This is a genomic window from Bradyrhizobium sp. SZCCHNRI2009 (assembly GCF_032485115.1).
GTDB lineage: Bacteria > Pseudomonadota > Alphaproteobacteria > Rhizobiales > Xanthobacteraceae > Bradyrhizobium.
Window position 1 is genome coordinate 853,046 of the sequence record NZ_JAUEUH010000002.1, and the last position, 17,631, is coordinate 870,676.

12 protein-coding genes are annotated in these 17,631 nt (G+C 65.3%); 4 read left to right on the plus strand and 8 right to left on the minus strand.

Going from position 1 to position 17,631, the window contains the following annotated elements:
• Positions 1-156: 156 nt before the first annotated feature.
• The 3 genes from QX041_RS11495 to QX041_RS11505 form a co-directional block, all read right to left on the minus strand.
• Positions 157-2,286 (minus strand): autotransporter strand-loop-strand O-heptosyltransferase, encoded by a 2,130-nt coding sequence (locus QX041_RS11495; protein ID WP_316165357.1) that lies wholly within the window; start codon positions 2,284-2,286, stop codon positions 157-159.
• Positions 2,287-2,353: 67 nt separating this feature from the next.
• Positions 2,354-4,309 carry an HlyD family type I secretion periplasmic adaptor subunit gene (locus tag QX041_RS11500; RefSeq protein ID WP_315711799.1) on the minus strand — a complete coding sequence of 652 codons (1,956 nt, stop codon included), beginning with the start codon at positions 4,307-4,309 and terminating at the stop codon, positions 2,354-2,356.
• 3 nt (positions 4,310-4,312) lie between these two features.
• Positions 4,313-6,175: a type I secretion system permease/ATPase gene (locus QX041_RS11505; protein ID WP_315711800.1), complete on the minus strand. Its 1,863-nt coding sequence runs from the start codon at positions 6,173-6,175 to the stop codon at positions 4,313-4,315.
• 776 nt (positions 6,176-6,951) lie between these two features.
• On the opposite strand from QX041_RS11505, the gene QX041_RS11510 reads away from it, so the two are divergent.
• Genes QX041_RS11510 through QX041_RS11520 form a run of 3 tightly spaced genes read left to right on the plus strand, consistent with a single transcriptional unit; the run spans position 6,952 to position 10,096 of the window.
• Positions 6,952-7,134 carry a hypothetical protein gene (locus tag QX041_RS11510; RefSeq protein WP_315711801.1) on the plus strand — a complete coding sequence of 61 codons (183 nt, stop codon included), beginning with the start codon at positions 6,952-6,954 and terminating at the stop codon, positions 7,132-7,134.
• Entirely contained in the window at positions 7,131-9,062 is a 1,932-nt protein-coding gene (locus QX041_RS11515) for an ethylbenzene dehydrogenase-related protein (protein ID WP_316165358.1), read from the plus strand. Before QX041_RS11510 ends, QX041_RS11515 begins: the two co-directional genes overlap by 4 nt.
• Entirely contained in the window at positions 9,062-10,096 is a 1,035-nt protein-coding gene (locus QX041_RS11520; RefSeq protein WP_315711805.1) for a 2Fe-2S iron-sulfur cluster-binding protein, read from the plus strand. Before QX041_RS11515 ends, QX041_RS11520 begins: the two co-directional genes overlap by 1 nt.
• 40 nt (positions 10,097-10,136) lie before the next feature.
• Here the strand turns inward: QX041_RS11520 and QX041_RS11525 are convergent, their stop codons facing one another.
• Entirely contained in the window at positions 10,137-10,994 is an 858-nt protein-coding gene (locus QX041_RS11525; RefSeq protein WP_316165359.1) for a VOC family protein, read from the minus strand.
• 150 nt (positions 10,995-11,144) lie between these two features.
• On the opposite strand from QX041_RS11525, the gene QX041_RS11530 reads away from it, so the two are divergent.
• Positions 11,145-12,455, plus strand: coding sequence for an FAD-binding oxidoreductase (locus QX041_RS11530; protein ID WP_316165360.1), 1,311 nt, complete (start codon positions 11,145-11,147; stop codon positions 12,453-12,455).
• On the opposite strand, the gene QX041_RS11535 is transcribed toward QX041_RS11530, so the two are convergent.
• The 4 genes from QX041_RS11535 to QX041_RS11550 are packed head-to-tail and all read right to left on the minus strand — an operon-like array spanning position 12,452 to position 17,528.
• Positions 12,452-14,080, minus strand: coding sequence for an ABC transporter ATP-binding protein (locus QX041_RS11535; protein WP_315711809.1), 1,629 nt, complete (start codon positions 14,078-14,080; stop codon positions 12,452-12,454). The two genes, QX041_RS11530 and QX041_RS11535, sit on opposite strands and share 4 nt — an antisense overlap.
• On the minus strand, positions 14,077-14,907 hold the full coding sequence (locus tag QX041_RS11540; RefSeq protein ID WP_315711810.1) for an ABC transporter permease: 831 nt from the start codon (positions 14,905-14,907) through the stop codon (positions 14,077-14,079). Before QX041_RS11540 ends, QX041_RS11535 begins: the two co-directional genes overlap by 4 nt.
• 2 nt (positions 14,908-14,909) lie before the next feature.
• Complete coding sequence (locus tag QX041_RS11545) at positions 14,910-15,887, minus strand: ABC transporter permease (protein WP_315711812.1); 978 nt, start codon at positions 15,885-15,887, stop codon at positions 14,910-14,912.
• A gap of 24 nt (positions 15,888-15,911) precedes the next feature.
• Positions 15,912-17,528, minus strand: coding sequence for an ABC transporter substrate-binding protein (locus tag QX041_RS11550; protein ID WP_316165361.1), 1,617 nt, complete (start codon positions 17,526-17,528; stop codon positions 15,912-15,914).
• Between the last annotated feature and the right edge of the window lie 103 nt (positions 17,529-17,631).

The following is a 17,631-nucleotide window of genomic DNA, read 5'->3' on the forward strand; positions in this document are numbered from 1 at the left end:
GCAGGGTTGGTCTGATGCGCTTAAGGCTGCCCAGCGACGAGGGCGCGCGGCATTGTCGCAGCGCGATTGTTGGAAAAACGCCACGATGGATCGTCTGTCCGGGGGAGTGAGAGGCGAACGCGCCTGGGCGTATCGGCCGACCTCGCCGTGCGCCGTTCAGGACGGCGGCGCGGCCTGACGCTGTGCCAGGAGCGCAGTCCTGATCTTCTGCAGCAGTGTGGTGTAGAGCTGATTCCAGGCCGGGTCATTCTGCCCGTTCGCGTCCAGCCCTTGCTTGGTCAGGCCCAGGCTGATCCGGTAGACGGCGAGCGCGCCGTCGATGTTGCCGAGTGGAATGAAGGCATCGCCCAGACTCTGGTAGGAATTTGCAAGCGCCTGCTGCAGCAACGGATCGTTGGCGACCGTGTTGGCGAGGTGGGTGATCAGCGCGGTATTGGCACGACGCTGCTCGAAGGCTTCGGCATGGCGGCCCTGGGCGGCGAGCACGTCCGCCAGCAGAGCGTGGCACCACGCGAGGTCGCGCTCAAAGCTGAGATTGCCGCGGTGAGCTGCGGTCAGCTTCCGGATGATGGCGAGGCTGGCGGAATAGGCGGCATGCGCAGCCTCGAGGTTTCGCTGAACGAACAACACGGCGCCAATGCGGTTCAAGGCGACCGAGAGGTTGCGTTGAAACCCGGCGTCGTCCGGATTGGCTGCGGTCAGGTACCTGACGATGGCGATGCTCTGCTTGTAGTTCTGCAGCGCGCCCATGAGATCGCTCGCGGTGGCTGCGCGATCGCCTTCCGCGATGCCGGCGGCAGCCTGATCCAGCAGCCTGCCGGCGGCGACCGTGACGCCGACTGCAAGGCCCCCGCGGGCAACGTCGCCGCACGGTCGCGCCAGCAGTACTGCGAGCGCGACCGGTTCGTCGCTCTCCACGGATTCCGGCGCAGACTCTGCCCTCGAGGTTCGATGCCGATCAAAGGACGCAGGCGCCGCCTGCTGCTGAGAGGTGCGCGGTTGCGGATACAATCCCTGTCCGAATCCGGGAATTCGGCGCAACATGCCCTCGACCTGCGCGGCCGTGATCAGGCGCGTGCATTCGAACTGTCGGGACGTGCCCTGCCATCGCGGGCACCACAGAAAGTCCTCATGGTCGAAGCGATGACTGGCATCATTCCAGCAACTGTTGCAGGCGTGATGGTTGATGACCCGATAGGGGGTCGCAAACTCGTTGGTCGGGTGGGTGAAGCCGCTGATCAGCACGACCGGAGTGCCGACCGCCCAGGCCAGCCATGACAACCCCGAGGAAAGGCCGATGAAGAACGCGGCATGCTTGAGCCAGCGGGCGCGCTCGGGCAGCGGCCGGTCGCCGGTCTGATCCTCGGCTGCGGCGGGAATTTGCGTCCGGTAGGCGCCGTGGCTGCGCTCCGCGGTCTGATCGATGCAGATCACGCGATAGCCGGTCGCGCGGAGGAAGGCCACGATGCTCTGCCAGCCCTCGGGATTGTTCCAGTGCTTGCACGCGGTCGTTGCCTGCATGGCGATGCAGACATAGGGGTCCTCGATGGGACGGCTGTCTTCGCTCAACGCGACGCGAGGTGGACGCTCGGCCGGATCCACGCCGAGAATGTGAGCTGCGGTCCGATGCAGGCCGACCTGCCGGAAATCACAGGGCTGATGGACCAGCTCGGCATCGTCGAAGAACAGCCCGACCGAGTAGGTTGCGTAGTATCGCTCCGGCTGGACCGTCTCGTGGCTGAGGAATGCGATGTCAGGGTAGGCGTCGCGGAACAGCGGGATCAGCGGTTCGCCCATCGCACAGCTCAGGCGGCACCGATGCAGGTCCTTGAACTTCACTGCATAACTCATCCAGCCGATGATGTCGCCGATCGTGCCGACCGGGAATTGGATCAGGACGTCGCGGTCGGTGGCGTCATAGTCGTGGCACAGCAGCAGCTCGGGCCCTGACCACACTTCGAGCCTGAACGGGACAAAGTAGCGTTTGCTGCTGTTGACGTGCCCAGAACGCAGGTCGATGTCGAACAGGACGTTGGCGGTCTCGAGATCGCTCAATCGGACGTGCCAGGCGTGTCCGGTGTCGGGCAGCATGACACGACAGCCGTCGTTGAAGTCGAAGCGCAGCCCCTGGGGACCCTCCTGGGTCGGCACGGCCGCTGGCGGCGGCAGTCGCGGCTTGCGTGCGTGATCAGACGCCTCGGTGCGGGCGCCGGGCTGGGCGGACGGTAACGCACTTGCCGGCACCATCGCCGGGTCTGAGGTGCGGGGAAAATTTGCAACGTTCATGTCGAGGTGCCGACGCGGTCTGCGTTCATTCGTGAGCGATGACGCCGACCGCGGCCGTTCGGTCTTGTTACTCCACGAAGGCGCGGCGCCACTGATCGAGAACCGGCTTCATCAGATAGCTGAGCATCGTCCGGCTGCCGGTTTGAACGTAGACTTCGGCCTGCATGCCGGGCATCAGGTTGACGTTGCCGAGCCGCTTGCGCTCCTCGTCGGACAGCGTGATCCTGACCGTGTAGAAGGTGGAGCCGGTTCGCGGGTCATTGGTGATATCAGGCGACACGAACGAGACCTGGCCGCTCAATTTCGGCGTGGTGCGCTGGTTGAAGGCGTTGAAGTGGACCATCGCATCCTGCCCGGTGTGAACGTGATCGATATCCTTGGGCTGGACGTGCCCTTCGACCTGCAGTTCGTCCGAATCGGGGACCAGCTCCATGACGGTCTCACCCGGCTTGATGACGCCGCCGATGGTGTGGATCGCGAGCTGGTGGATGGTGCCGGAGTTCGGCGCGCGCATCTCGATGCGATCGAGCTGGTCGCGCGCGGCGACGCCCTTCTCGACCAGATCGCCTTCCTTGGCCTGGGACTCGCTGAGGTCCTTGACCACCTCACTGCGGAAATCCTGATCGATCTTGACGGTCTGGAGCTCGGCTTCGCTGATCTTGGACCTCGTCTCCGCCACGCTGGACACCAGCTGGCCGCGTTCACCGTCGATCCGAGCGGCTTCCCGCTGCAGCGTGGTCAGTCGCGTCAGCGGAACGAGCCGCTTGTCATAGAGTTCCTGCACGCCGGCCAACTCGCCCTTGATCAGCTCGATCTGCTTGTTCTTGGATTCGAGCTGAGACTCCATGCCGCTGATTTCGTTGTTCAGCTGAACGATGCGGCCCTGCAGCAGCTCTTTCTGGCTCTTGCGGGTCGTGGCACGGGCCTTGAACAGCGCGTTCTCCGACGCGATCACGGTGCGGACGTTCGGATCGTCCTGTCGTGAGGTCAGCGTGGACGGATAGTCCGGCTGATCGAGACCGTCACGCTCGGCCGAGAGTCGCGCAATCTTGGCGCGCTGCTCGTTCAATTGCTTGGTGATCGCCTGGAGCTGGGCCTGGCTCTGCGTGGCGTCGAGCCGCACGAGCAGATCGCCCGCCGCGACGCGCTTGCCGTTGTCGACCTTGATTTCCGCGACAATGCCGCCGGTCGGATGCTGAATGGCCTTCACGTTGGATTGCACCACGAGATTGCCGGGGACCACGATCGCGCCGGCGAGCGGCACGAGGGTCAGCCAGCCGCCGCCGAGAACGCCGGCGACAAGCAGCACCCGCAAGCCGAGACGCAACTCGTTCTCGAACATGCGGCTGACGCGCGGCACCAGCGATTCGTCCGAGCCGTCGTCGAGATCGGCCGCCGTTCCTTGCGTCGCAATGAAGGTCATGCCGGTGGTCAAGGCCGTGCCGGCGGTGCCGACCAGGCGGCCGACACGGGTTTGCGGAACGGCAGGCGCATGCGCCAGACGGGCGGGGAGGTTCTGCTGCCCGACCGCGCGCGGCGCGCCGACGCCGAAATTGCCGTCGCGTCGTGCATCCTGCAGGTCGAGCAGGGGCGCCGAATTGCTGCCCGCCATGCGCGCGGGCGGATGGCGCGGCGGCGGCGACAGCTCCGGCTCGTTGCCGCGCATCGGTGCGGGCTGCTGCCAGTCCATCTCGCGGATGCCTTCACCCCGGCGTGTCCGGGGCGCCTGGGCGCCGAGACCGAACAGCGACAGCGACGCACCGAGGGCGCGGCCCATGGTGCTGCCCTTCTTCTTCGAACGCGGCTTTGGCCTGCCTGGCGACGGTGGCGGACGCCGTCGCTTCTTGCCGCCGTCCCGTGTGCCGTGGCGCTGCCGCGGGTCCTCGTCGGAGCCGTCGTCGAATGCGCCCTGCAGCCGCTGCAGCTCGAGGATCAATGCATCGCCCTGCGGACCGACCGCGCGAGTCTTCGGTCGCACATAATCGTCGTCGTCGAACGGCCTGAAGTCGTTGATGTGTTTCATTGATCAAGCGCTTTCTGCTGGGGCGGCGCGACGAAGCGAGCGGGCGTTCGGATTTGGCGCCGCTGCGGGAGCAGCAACCCTGGGCGGAGCGGGGGCATGCGCGACGGCGGGTCCCGCGGCCTTGTTGGCTCCGGCGACGCGGGCAAATATCTCCTGGCAGGGACCGAATGCGATCGCCTTGCCCTCGTACAGCACCAGCGCCATGTTGAGCGCATTCAGCGCGCTGGGACGGTGCGAAATCACGATCACGATGCTCTGGTTCTGCTGCCGCATGATCTGAATGGCGCGGCTGAGCGCGTTCTCGCCGTCGGTGTCCAGATTGGCATTCGGCTCGTCGAGGACGATGAGAAAGGGATCGCCATACACCGCGCGGGCCAGACCCACGCGCTGCCGCTGACCGGCCGACAGCGACATGCCGCCTTGGCCGATTCGCGTCGAATAGCCTTCCGGCAGCCGCAGGATGATGTCGTGCACGCCGGCGATCTGCGCCGCCTTCAGAATCGCATCCGAGCTCGCATTCTCGTCGAAGCGGCAGATGTTGTCGGCGATGCTGCCGTCGAACAGGGCAACGTCCTGCGGCAGGTAGCCGATGTGGCGGCCGAGATCCTCGTTGCTCCATTGGTCGAGCGCTGCGCCGTCGAGGCGGACGGATCCATGCTGTGCAGGCCAGATGCCGACCAGCGCCTTCGAGAGCGAGGTCTTGCCGGAGGCACTCGCGCCGAGCAGTGCCAGACCCGTGCCTGCCTTGATCGAGAACGACACGTTTTGAACAATCGGCCGATCGGTGCCCGGCGCGGTGACCGTCAGCTCCTGTACGGTCAGCTCGCGGAACGGGCGGGGCAACGCGACCGGCGGCGCTTCCGGCCTGGCGGTGGCCTTGCAGATATCGCGCAGACGCGCGATGCCCTGGCGCGCGGCGACCAGCTGTTTCCAGCTGCCAAGTGCGATCTCGATCGGGGCGAGCGCGCGGCCCATCAGGATCGACGAGGCCATCATCACGCCGCCGGAGGCCTGCTCGGAGACGACGAGCGCCGCGCCGATGCCGAGCATGCCCGATTGCAGGATGAAGCGCAGCACTTTCGCGGCGGCCCCGAGATTGGCGTAGACATCGCTCGCGCGAATGTTGTCCTTCAGATAGCGCTCGTTGACGGCGTTCCAGCGTGCCGAGAAGCGATCCAGCATTCCGAGCGCGCGAATCACTTCGGCATTGCGCTGGGTGGCATCGGCGAGAACCTGCCGCGCGGCGCTCGTATCGCTGGCGGATTTGCTCGCCTGACGCGACAACCGGTCGGTCACCAGCGTCATCGAGATGATTCCGGCCGTGCCGATGACGGCCGTGATGCCGATCAGCGGATGAAACAGAAACATGCCGATCAGGAAGATCGGTATCCATGGCATATCGAGAAAGGCGGTTGGTCCCATGCTCGACATAAAGGCGCGCAGCTGGTCGAGATCGCGCAGCGGCTGCTGCATCAGCATCGGCTTGGTGCCGCGCAGGGGCAGGGTGGCCAGAGCGTGATGAATCGCGTCCTGCAAGCTCGCGTCGAACACGGTCGCCACCCGGCACAGCATGCGGGTGCGCAACGCGTCGAAATAACCCTGAATCAGATAGACGGCTAGAATCATCACCGACAGGCCGACGAGCGTGGCGAGATTCTTGCTCGGAACGACGCGATCATTGACCTGCATCATATAAACCGAGCCCGAGAGCATCAGGATGTTGATGACGCCGCTGAACACGCCGATGCCGGCCATGCGTTTGACAGCCTGGCGCAACCCGCGCGTCACCGGATCGTCGCTTCCCGAGAGAAGGTCGTTGAGGGCAGCCGCGGCTTTCGTTCTCGGGCGGTCTTGAGCCAGACTCATCCAGGCGCGTCTCCCAAACACAGTGCTTCACTCCGCGCTATTGACAGTCGATACCGACGATTTTCCGGCAACAATTGGACAAGTGGGCAATTCCGTCGCAGCGTCGCGGGTAAACGACCGGCACGAGGCGCGATGCGCCGGGGCGGCTCTGAAAAAGTGTGGCATCGTTCAGCGCGATCGGGTCCGTGCGAAATCCGTCCGCGATCGTCGATAGTTGCAGCGTGATAGCAGCCATCGGCACGCGACGCGTGTCACACATTCGTCCGTCTATCACCTTGGTTCCGTACTCATTGGTCGCGGTCCGGGCCGAATGACGCCACGAAGCCGAATAAATCTTCCTGCGGTGCAACGCGCAGGCGTTGTCATCTCGATCATGCGGTATTCGATGATGGTGCGGAGAACGATCATGATGGCGGCGGCAACACAAGGACATGCGGCTCCGCGCACCAATCCAAGACGTGCAATCAGCTCAGCCGGGCATGGCGACCGACGATGTGTTCTATCATCGAACGTGCGGCCGCTGTGGAACCGGTGACCCGCCAAGCATCGGGCGCACGAGATCAACATCAACTCCAGGGAGGACGAAGCAGATCAGTCCGCGTGCGATCCGAGCAACTCGTCACCGGCTCGGGCCACGGCAGCTGATCAACCATAGGCGTGATCCAACCGATCACGCTCAAGCGTAGCGGGGCAACGATTGGGTGCAGAACGGCGCCGTAACGCCGAAGTCGGACGAAGTTGCTCACTTAGTAAAGCGTATCCGGGGGACGACAAAGTTGCTGGACGACATCACCATCGAGACGCGTGATGCGGGAATGGATTCGGGTCGAGGGGCGGCCCGCAGGGTTGAATACTTGATCATCCTGCGCCGGATCGGTCCGCTGAGACGAAATACGGTCGCCAGGTCGGCGGTGAATCGCGCCGATCGCGTGCGCGCAGCTCTGGAGGCGCACGCATGAAGATCCGCAAGACCGACTATGGAACGATCATCCTGCACTGGACCCTGGTTGGGGCCACGGTGATCGCGTTCCTGACGGGGCTTCGCATGGCGACCGAAGCGCCTGGGCACGCATGGATCGCCAACAATCTCGACTGGCTGCTGCCCCGGCACCGGACCTGGACCTGGCACATGCCGGCTGGGGTCGTGCTCGCGAGCGTCGCCGTCGCCTACATGATCTATATCTCGAAGTCAGGGCTCGGCCGTCGCGTCACCATCGACAAGATGCGCTTCAAGGGCTTGCTCGGCCGCCGGCCGGCGCGGCTGGGCTCGATCAGCGTGATGCTGCATTGGGTGCTTTTCATCTCCATGGCGATCCTGATCGTCACCGGAGGCATGCTCTTCTTCGGCGTAGCCTCCGGCTACGTCACCATGATGATCCACTGGTACGCGACCTGGGTGATCCCGGCCTTCGTGGTGCTGCACGTCCTGGTTCACTTCAGCATCGGCGGAAAGATGCAGCTCTATCGCGTGTTCCGGCCGGCGCCCTTGCCGCCGCCGCCGCCAAAGCTCGATCCCGTCGAACTCCTCACGATGCTGGTCGAGCAGTCGGAAAAGCTGGAGGAAGCGGAGGCGCCTCCGAGGAGGCCGGCGCCAGCTGCGCGACCTGCAGCGCGTGAGCCGATGCCGGCGCCGCGGCGCATGGAGGAGCCGATGCGGGCCCGCTCCGAGCCGCGTGTGCCGCCGGGCCGCATGCGTCCGCCGCCGACACCTGCCAAGGGCAATTCCCGCCGCCGCAATCCGAGCTTCCAATCCAACCCGTTCATGGTCGCGATCGCCGCAGCCATCGTGATCGGTTCGGCGATGTTCGCCGCCGACTACTACGCCGAGGACACCGTCACGGTGTATCGAATCGCGACATCGGATGCGCCGACGCTTGACGGCGATTCGTCGGATCGTGTCTGGCGCAACATCCAGCCGCACATGGTGACGACCAACCAGGGCGACAATTTCGACGGTACCGGCGAATCGCGCGTCTGGATCAAGGCGGCGCATGACGGCACGTGGGTCTACTTCCTCGTCATCTGGGAGGATCCGACGCGATCGTTGAAGCAGCTGCCGCTGATCAAGAAGGCGGATGGCTGGCATCTCCTGCAGAATGGATTCGACAAGGGCGACGAGAACGATTTCAACGAGGACAAGTTCTCGCTGTTGTTCACGACGCTGCCGATCACCTTGGCCGCGGACCGAACGTTTCACATGAGCTCGCAGCCGATGCCGGACAAGCCGCCGACGCTGTCGGGTCGCGGCATCCACTACACGCCGGCGCCGAATCTCTATGCCGACGCCTGGCTGTGGAAGGCGACGAGCGGCGGCCCGACCGGATGGATGGACGATGATCATTTCGGTCCGCCTGCGGAGCCGACACCGGATCAGGTCAAGGGACTCACGCCCTACAAGGGCGGGTTCGCACCGGATCCGGGGACTGCGAACTATTCGGACAATTTCGTGATCGACAGGGAGGCCGCAAGACTGGGGAATCGGGGCGTGAGACCGAAGCGCCTTCCGAAGGACGTCGCCGCGATGACCGCGGCGATGGGCGAGATCAATCTCGATCCGAACATCGGCGAGAGTGAAGGCGCGCGCTGGTTCATGACAGAGGCCGAATCGGTGCCCTATTCGGCCGAGGCGGATGCCCAGACGCCGATCGGGACCGTGGTGCCCGGTGTTCTCGTCAGCGGCGAGTTCACCGGTGATCGCGCGGACATCCGTTGCGCTGCGCGTTGGGCCGCGGGCCACTGGACGCTCGAAATTGCCCGCAAAATGGACACGAAAAGCAAGTACGACGTTCCGATCAAGAATGGCGTGTTCATGCGTGTCGCAGCGTTCGACCATACCCAGATCAGACATACCAGGCAGATCCGGCCGATGCGACTTGAGGTGCAGTAATGGGTAAGATTTGCAAGATCCAGTACAACAGGGAAACGTTCTACGCGAATGTGGGCGATATCCTGCTCGACGGCGCCATCAACAGTGGCGTGGATCTGCCCCATGACTGCCGCAGCGGAATCTGCGGCTCCTGCAAAGTGACGGTCATCGACGGCAAGCTGTTCGGCGGCATGGAGGGCGACATGGCGCATGCGTGCCAGGCGCGTGTCGTGTCCGACCTCAAGATCATCACGGAGCCCGTGCCGGATACGGTGACGATGAACTGCGAGGTGGGCGATCTCGTGCGGCTCGCGCCCGACGTCGTCGGTGTCACCCTCGAGATGCCGAAACCGCTGCGATTCTTCCCCGGACAATACGCCAAGGTCCAGTACCGCGGTTTTCCGACACGCTGCTACAGCCCGACCTATCCGATGGTCGGCGCGCCCGATAGCCATCTGCTGTATCTGCACATCCGCATCCTGAAGGATGGCCTGGTGTCCTCGGCGCTCGGCCGTGACATCCAGGTCGGCCATCGCGTCAAGCTGACGGCGCCGCTCGGCACCGCGTTCTTCCGTCAGAAGCATCGCGGCCGGATCATCCTGGTGGCGAGCGGCACCGGCTTCGCGCCGATGTGGGCGATCGCGGTCGCCGCCATCACGGAGAATCCGAAGCGCGAGATCGTCTTCATCGTCGTGTCACGCACCTTGCAGTCGTTCTACATGCATCAGGCGCTGTGCCGCTTGGCGCGCTTCCCGAACGTGAAGATCATCCCGATCGTGTCGGAGCCGCAGAACGTCTCGCCGGCGATTCGCAGCGGTCGGCCGACCGAACACATGCCGGAACTCACGCCGAACGACGTCGTGTACACCTGCGGCGCGCCGGCTATGACGGAGGCGGTCGCGAAGATGTCGCGCGCGGCCGGAGCGAAGTGTCATTGCGATCCGTTCGTCTCGTCGGCGCAGCCCTCCGAGTCGAGCGGCGGACTCATGGATCGGCTGGTCGGGTGGCTCGACAGCCAGCGAGGCCGGCCGGCCATGTTCCAGCCGGCGGAATGAGATCGTTGCGGCCGCGACGCGCGCGGCCGCAGTCCGGCGCTCAGCCGGCCATGAAAGCGAGCAGAGTGCCGGTGGCCGACGCGGGCGGAACGATCAGGCTCGCGCCACTGCGCACCGCTGCCGCGCCCAGAGCCTTTTCGGTGGCGGTCAGATCGTGTGAGGCCAGCACCAGGCCTGCGCCGCCTCGCTCCGGCAGGCCGGCAAGCGACACACCCGGATAGCGCGCTGCGAGCTGGTCCCTGGTCAGGAATACGAAATCGGCGCGGTCACCGCCCGAGGTGACGGTCACGGCGCCGTCGGCTTCGTCCCGGCCGTCGCGATCGATCAGGCGCGACAGGTGAGCCGCGTCCTTGGCCGGATCCGGCGTCACGATCAGCGCCTGCTTCAGTTGCTTGGCGGCGTTGGCATGGCGCATCAGTTCCGGGATCCACACCGTTTCGCGCGTCTTGTGCTGGCAGGCGAAGATGCGCAGGCCGCCCGGAGCCTCCGCGACCGGCCATTGAAACACGCGGAATTTCGCTGCCGAGATGCTGCCGTCGGGCAGCGGCACCGGACGCTCGAAGTCGATGGGACCAATCGGCTCAAAACCTTTCGCGCGGATTTCCTCGGCGCCGGCCGCGGAATCGGTCGCCGTGAAGGCGATGCGCTCGATGCCTTCGCCGCGCTGGGCAAGGAAATTGCGGGTTGGAACGTTGTGATCGGTCTCGGCGAGGATGCCGAGCAACTCGATGTAGTCAGGATCGAGCATGATGGTGTAGTTGCCGGATCCCATCTTGGCACTGTGCGTGCCGCGCGGAGACAGCGTAAAACCAAGCCGCTTCCAGGTCTCCGCCGCGGCGTCGAGATCCTTCACCACGACGACCGCGTGATCGATACCGATGACATTCTTGAGGGCCACGCGTTTGTCTCCTTGCAGCGAACTTGGCATATTGGCGGCCGAACTATGCCCAATCGACCCATGCGCCGCAACCGGCGCTGCGGGGCGCTGGGCGCAAGGCAAGATCGATCTCCGGCAGGGTGGTCGACCAGCAAGGATGAGCTGTCCGCGATGAGCACCACCACAGATTCCGTTCAATGGCCGCCATCCCTTTGGGCGGCGCAGACCCCGCCTGGACCCGACCTGTCCGAGCTTCAGGGCAGTGTGCAGGCCGACGTGGTCATCATCGGCGGCGGCTTCACGGGGCTGTCGACGGCGCTGCATCTGCGCGAAGCTGGGACGGACGTCGCCATCGTCGAGGCGATGGAGCCCGGCTGGGGCGCATCCGGCCGGAACAACGGTCAGGTCATTCCGACGCTGTCACGTCCCGATCCGGACGACCTCGTCGCGCGTCATGGCGCCGCGGGCGAGCGCTTCGTGGCGATGTTGCGCGACAGCGCGTCCAATCTGTTCGATACCGTGAGACGGTACAACATCGACGCCGAGCATGAACAGGCCGGCTGGGTCCAGCCGGTGCATACGCCCGGCCGCATCAAGATCGCCGAGCGCAGGTTCAAGCAGTGGTCGAAGTTCGGTGCGCCGGTCGAGCTGCTGTCGCGCGATCAGGCGCGAGACATGCTCGGCTCGGACGCCTGGCATGGCGGTTTCTGGAACAAGACCGGCGGCCACATCAATCCGCTCGCGCTGGCGCGTGGCTTGGCGCGGACGGTGCTGAGCCTGGGCGGCCGGATCTATGCGCGCTCACCGGTCATCGACTTCGCCCGGCGGGGGGATCGCTGGATCGTGCGCACCGCACGGGGGGAGCTGTCGGCGCGCGCGCTGGTGCTGGCGAGCAATGCCTATAGCGGCGAGTTCTCCAAGGCGCTCGCACCGGATATCGCGCACGAGGTGATGCCCGTGCTGTCGTGGCAGATGGCGACGCAGCCGCTGTCGGACAATGTCCGCAAGACCGTCATCCCGGCGCGGCAGGCGATGTCCGATACCCATGGCGAACTCTATTTTGCGCGCTACGACGCCCGCAACCGACTGGTCACCGGCGGCGCCGTGATCGGCCCCGGCAATAAGGCCGAGCGGCTGAAGGCGCGGGTCGCCGAACGCCTGCAGCGCCTGTGGCCGCAGATCGGCGAGGTCAGGTTCGACTATGTCTGGAACGGCTATGTCGGCATGACCACGGACTACATGCCGCGGATTCATCGCCTCGGTCCTGATGCCTATGGCTGGACCGGCTGCAACGGCCGCGCGGTCGCGCTCACGATCCCCCTCGGTGCGGAGCTTGCGAAAGCGGTGCGGGGCGTGTCGGCGAACGAGCTGGCGCTGCCGTTCACGGAGCCGGTCACCATTCCGGCGCACGCCCTGCTGCGTCCGTTCGCGCCGCTGATGCTGCTGTTGTACCGATATCGCGACGCGCGTGAGATCGGCTAAGACGTGGGATGTTCGGTCCGGGCGAAGTCGCCGCCCGGAATGGCCTCGAGCAGAGCCTGCGTATACGGATGCTGCGGGTTGCCGAACACGTCGTGCGTGGGTCCATGCTCGACGACGACGCCGTCCTTCATGACCGCGACCAGATCGCAGATCTGGGCTGCGACGCGCAGGTCGTGCGTGATGAAGATGATCGACAGGTCGAGGCGCTCGCGCAGGCTGGTCAGCAGCTTCAACACCTGCGCCTGAACGGAGACGTCGAGCGCGGACACCGGTTCGTCCGCGACCAGCACCTTGGGCTTCAGTGCCAGCGCGCGCGCCAGCCCGATGCGCTGACGCTGACCTCCGGAGAACTCATGCGGGAAGCGATCGGCGGCCGACGGGTCGAGCCCCACCAGGCTGAACAGCTCGCGCGCCTCCGTCAGCGCCTGCTCTCGCGAGGTGCCGTGCACGATAGGTCCCTGCGCCACCAGATCGACCGCCTTGCGCCGCGGGTTCAGCGAGGCGAACGGGTCCTGAAACACCATCTGCATCTGCTGGGTCCGGTTTCTGACCTCGCTGCGGGAGAGGGGCGCCCAGTCCTCACCGTCGAGCAGGATCGTTCCTGCGTCGGGATCGATCAGGCGAATGATGCAGCGGGCGAGGGTGGATTTGCCGGAGCCCGACTCGCCGACGATGCCGAGCGTCGCGCCCTTTGGCAGCGCGAGCGAGACGTCCCTGACCGCATGGGTGACGCGCTCGCCGCGGCCGAGGAAGCCGCCGGTGCGATATGTCTTCGAGACAGCGGAGATGGTGAGGATCATCCGGTCCGACAGCTTGCGTGCCGGGGGCGCCGCTACCGGCGGCACCGCGGCGATCAGTTGCCTGGTGTAGTCATGCTGCGGCCGTTGCAGGACATCCGCCGCCGCGCCCTGTTCGACGACGCTGCCATGTTGCATCACGACGACGCGGTCGGCGATCTCGGCGACGACCCCGAAATCATGCGTGATGAACAGCACCGCAGTCTTGCGCCTCTGCTGCAGCTCGCGGATGAGCTTGAGGATCTGGGCCTGCGTCGTGACGTCGAGCGCCGTCGTCGGCTCGTCGGCGATCAGCAGCTTCGGATCGAGCGCCAAGGCCATGGCGATCATTGCGCGCTGGCGTTGTCCGCCGGACAACTCGTGCGGATAGGCCTTCGCCGCGCGCGGCGGATCGGGAATGTTGACGTCCGACAGCAGCGACAGCACGCGTGATTTGATCTCGACTTTCGACAGATCGGTATGGATGTCCAGAACCTCGCCGATCTGGTCGCCGATCGTGCGCAATGGATTGAGCGCGGTCATCGGCTCCTGGAACACCATCGCGATTTCGGCGCCGCGGATGCGGCGCATCTCGGCCGCCGTGGCGGTGCAGAGGTCGTGGCCGGCAAACAGGATGCGGCCGCCGTCGGTGGTCACGCCGTCCGGCAGCAGCCGCATGATCGTGTTGGCCATCATCGACTTGCCGGAGCCGGACTCGCCGACGATGCAGACGATCTCGTTTTCGGCGATCGAAAGCGAGACCTCCGAGATCGCATGCATGCGGTCGGCGCCTTTCGGCAGACGTACGCTGAGGCGGTCGACGGTCAGAACGGGCTTGGCTGGACTCATCGCTGCTTCAGCCGGGGGTTCAGTGCATCGTTGAGGCCCTGGCCGACCAGCGACACCGCAAGCACGGTGATGAGGATGGCAACACCGGGGATCGCCGATACGTACCACTGCACGCGCAGCACATCGCGTCCCAGGCCGATCAGATTGCCCCAGGAGGCGACGTTGGCGTCGGACAGCCGCAGGAAGGCGAGTGCACTCTCCAGAAGGATCGCAACCGCCATCACGACGCCGGCATAGACGATCACCGGCGGCAGCGCGTTGGGCAGGATCTCGCCCAGCATCAGCTGGGTGTCGCGCATGCCGAGGGTGCGGCCTGCCTGGACGAATTCGCGGCTGCGCAGCGAGAGGAACTCAGCCCGCGTCAACCGCGCCGGCGCCGGCCATGAGACGATGCCGACGGCGATCGTGACCGTCGTCAAGGTCGAGCCGAACACCGCGACCAGCACCAGCAGCAGCACGAAATTCGGCAGTGTCTGGAAGGCCTCGGTGATGCGCATCAGGATGTTGTCGACCCACCCGCCGTAGTAGCCGGCGAGCGCGCCGACCATGATTCCGATCGCCACGGCAATGAACGTGGCGACGCCGCCGATCAGGAGCGAGATGCGGGCGCCGTGAAAGATCTGGGCGGCGATATCGCGGCCGGAATTGTCGGTGCCGAGCAGGAACCGTGGATTGGCGAACGGCCAGATCAGCGGCCGGCCGGCGAGGGCGAGCGGATCGCGCGGATACAGATAGCCGGCGCTGATCGCCATGCCTACGACGATCAGCAGCAGGATCAGGCCCAGCACCGCAGCCGGACTGCGAAAGTAGCGCTTCGCGGCGTCCATGTTCAGCCCTCCGCCGTGATGCGCGGATCGAGCCGCGCGTAGAGCAGGTCGGTGACGAAGTTGACCAGGATCACCAGCAGCGCGGAGACGAAGACGATTCCGAGCAGCGTGTTGAGATCGCGCTGGACCACCGATTCATAGGCGAGGCGCCCAAGGCCGGGCAGCGAGAATACGGTCTCCACCACGACCGAGCCGCCGAGCATCGTTCCGGCCTGGAGTCCGATCAGCGTCACCATTGGCAGCAGCGCGTTGCGCAACACGTGGCGGGTGATGATGCGGGTTTCGTCGAGGCCCTTGGCACGCGCGGTGCGGACGAAATCGAGGTTCAGGACCTCGAGCATGGATGCGCGCATGATGCGCAGATAGATGGCCAGGAAGATCAGGCCGAGCGTCAGCGACGGCAGCACCAGATGGCTCGCAATGTCGAGCACGCGCCAGATCCCGGTGCTGACGGCGCCGATGTCCTCGAAGCCGCCCGCGGGCAGCCATTGCAGATAGATCGAGAACACCACGATGGCCATCAGGCCGAACCAGAACGAGGGCGTGGCGTAGAAGATCAGGCCGACCGTCGAGATCAGCGTATCCGGCCAGCGATTGACGCCGCGCGCCGCGATCACGCCGAACACGAGGCCGAAGAAGAACGCAAAGGAGAGAGCGGAGGTCATCAGCAGCAGGGTCGGCGGCAGCCGCTCCAGGATCACGGCGGCGACCGGCTTGCCGTAGATCGCGGAGAAGCCGAGATCGAGACGCACCAGCCGCCACAGGTAGTTGGCGAGCTGCATCGGGACCGACAGATCCAGCCCGTAGAAGCGGCGCAGCTCACGGGCGGTCGCCGCATCGCCGCCGCCCATCTGAGCCATCATCGCGTCGACCGTATCGCCCGGCGCGAGCTGCAGCAGGAGGAAGACGCCGATCAGGATCAAGAACAGGGTGGGGATCGAGGCGGCGAGCCGCCGCCCCGCAAGGCTCAAGATGCGCATGGCCTTATCCTGACGGATTCCGGCTCAGGCGGAAAGCCACAGATCGTGCCAGCTCGACGATCCCCAGCGCGGCGTGTTCGAGTGGTTGCGCGCCTTGGCCGTGATCACGGTGACGAAGATCTGCTCGATCGGCATCCACACCGGCAGCTCGGTATTGGCCTCGCGCACGAAATCTGCGTAGAGCGCCTTGCGCTTGGCCGGATCGACCTCGGTCGCCGCGTCATCGATGATCTTGTCGATCTTGGCATCGTCCCAACCCCACTGATTGGTCCACGGCGCGCCCTTGGGCTGACCGGAGCGATACCAGACCGTGGTCGAAACCGCGGGGTCGTTGCGGTACTGGTGCCAGCCGGTCGCGAGATCGAAGGCGTGCTCGTCATAGACCTGCTTGAGGAAGCCGCCGCCATCGTTGCGCACGATCTCAATCGCGATGCCGACCTCGCCCAGCGACTGCTGGAGGAAGGTCGCCCACAGCGAGATGTCCTCCCCCCATGGCGCGGGCAGCAGCCGCAGCGAGAAGCGGGTGCCGCCAGCGCCGGGCTTGTAGCCGGCCTCGTCCAGGAGCGCCGCCGACTTGGCCTTGTCGTAGGGATATTGCGGCGTATTGGCGCCGGGGTAGAAGTCGGTCGAGGTCGACGGGATCGGACCGGTGCCCAGCTTGGCGAAATCGCCGAGGAAGTTCTCGATGAAGAAGGGAACGTTGATCGCGTGCGCGATGGCGCGGCGGACCTTCACGTCCGCCAGCTCCTTGCGGCGGACGTTGAACTCGAGCGTATTGGTGCGCGCGTTGCCCTCATTGCCTTTGGTCGAGACAATGAAACGCTTATCCTTGCCGAGCCGCGCCATGTCGGAGATGGTCAGGCCCGAGAACGGGCTGTAGTGCAGCTCGCCTGCCTCCATTTGCGCCGCCGCCGCTGCACGGTCAGTGATCACCTTCCACACGATGCGGTCGAGATAGGGCGCGTTCGGCCGCCAGTAGTCGGCATTGCGCTCGGCGATGATATACTGGCCGCGTTCGTACTTCACGAATTTGAACGGACCAGTGCCAATGGGGGCGAGGTTCGCGGGGTTCTGCCTGATGTCGCCGCTCTCGTAGATGTGCTTGGCCGAGACGTAGCCGAGATCGGGCAGGGCGCGCAGCAACAGGTTGAGCGGCATCGGCCGCTCGTAGCGGAAGATCGCGGTTTGCGGATCTGGCGTGTCGACCGCAGTCAGGAACAACTGCAGGGTCGATCCGTAGTTCAGGATCTTCTTCCACATGTTCATCGCGGTGAAGGCAACGTCCTCCGACGTGAACGGCTTGCCGTCATGCCAGGTGATGCCCTTGCGCAGCTTGAAAGTGACGGTCTTGCCGTCCGGCGTCGCCTCCCAGCTCTCGGCAAGTACGCCGACCGGCTGGCCGTTGGCATCGAGGTCGACGAGGTTCTCCTGGATCTTGCCGCCGATGATGTAGACGCCGGTCGAAGCCTGGAGGCTCGGGTTGAGCTGGCGCTGCTCGGCGCCGTAGTGAACGTTGAACACGCCACCCTTGCGCGGCGTCTCCTCGGCGAAGGCGCGGAATGGATTGACCACGTTCGCCGCGATGGCAGCGGAGGTCAGGAGGGCGGTCCGGCGGCTGATCTCGAAACGGCTCGAATTCATCAAGGTCTCCCGAAGGCCAAGCGGGACGCTGGCCGATGGCGCAATCGGCGCGAAGATTACGCGGATCGCGGGTCCAAGTCATTTGCGAATTGCCATGCAGTTC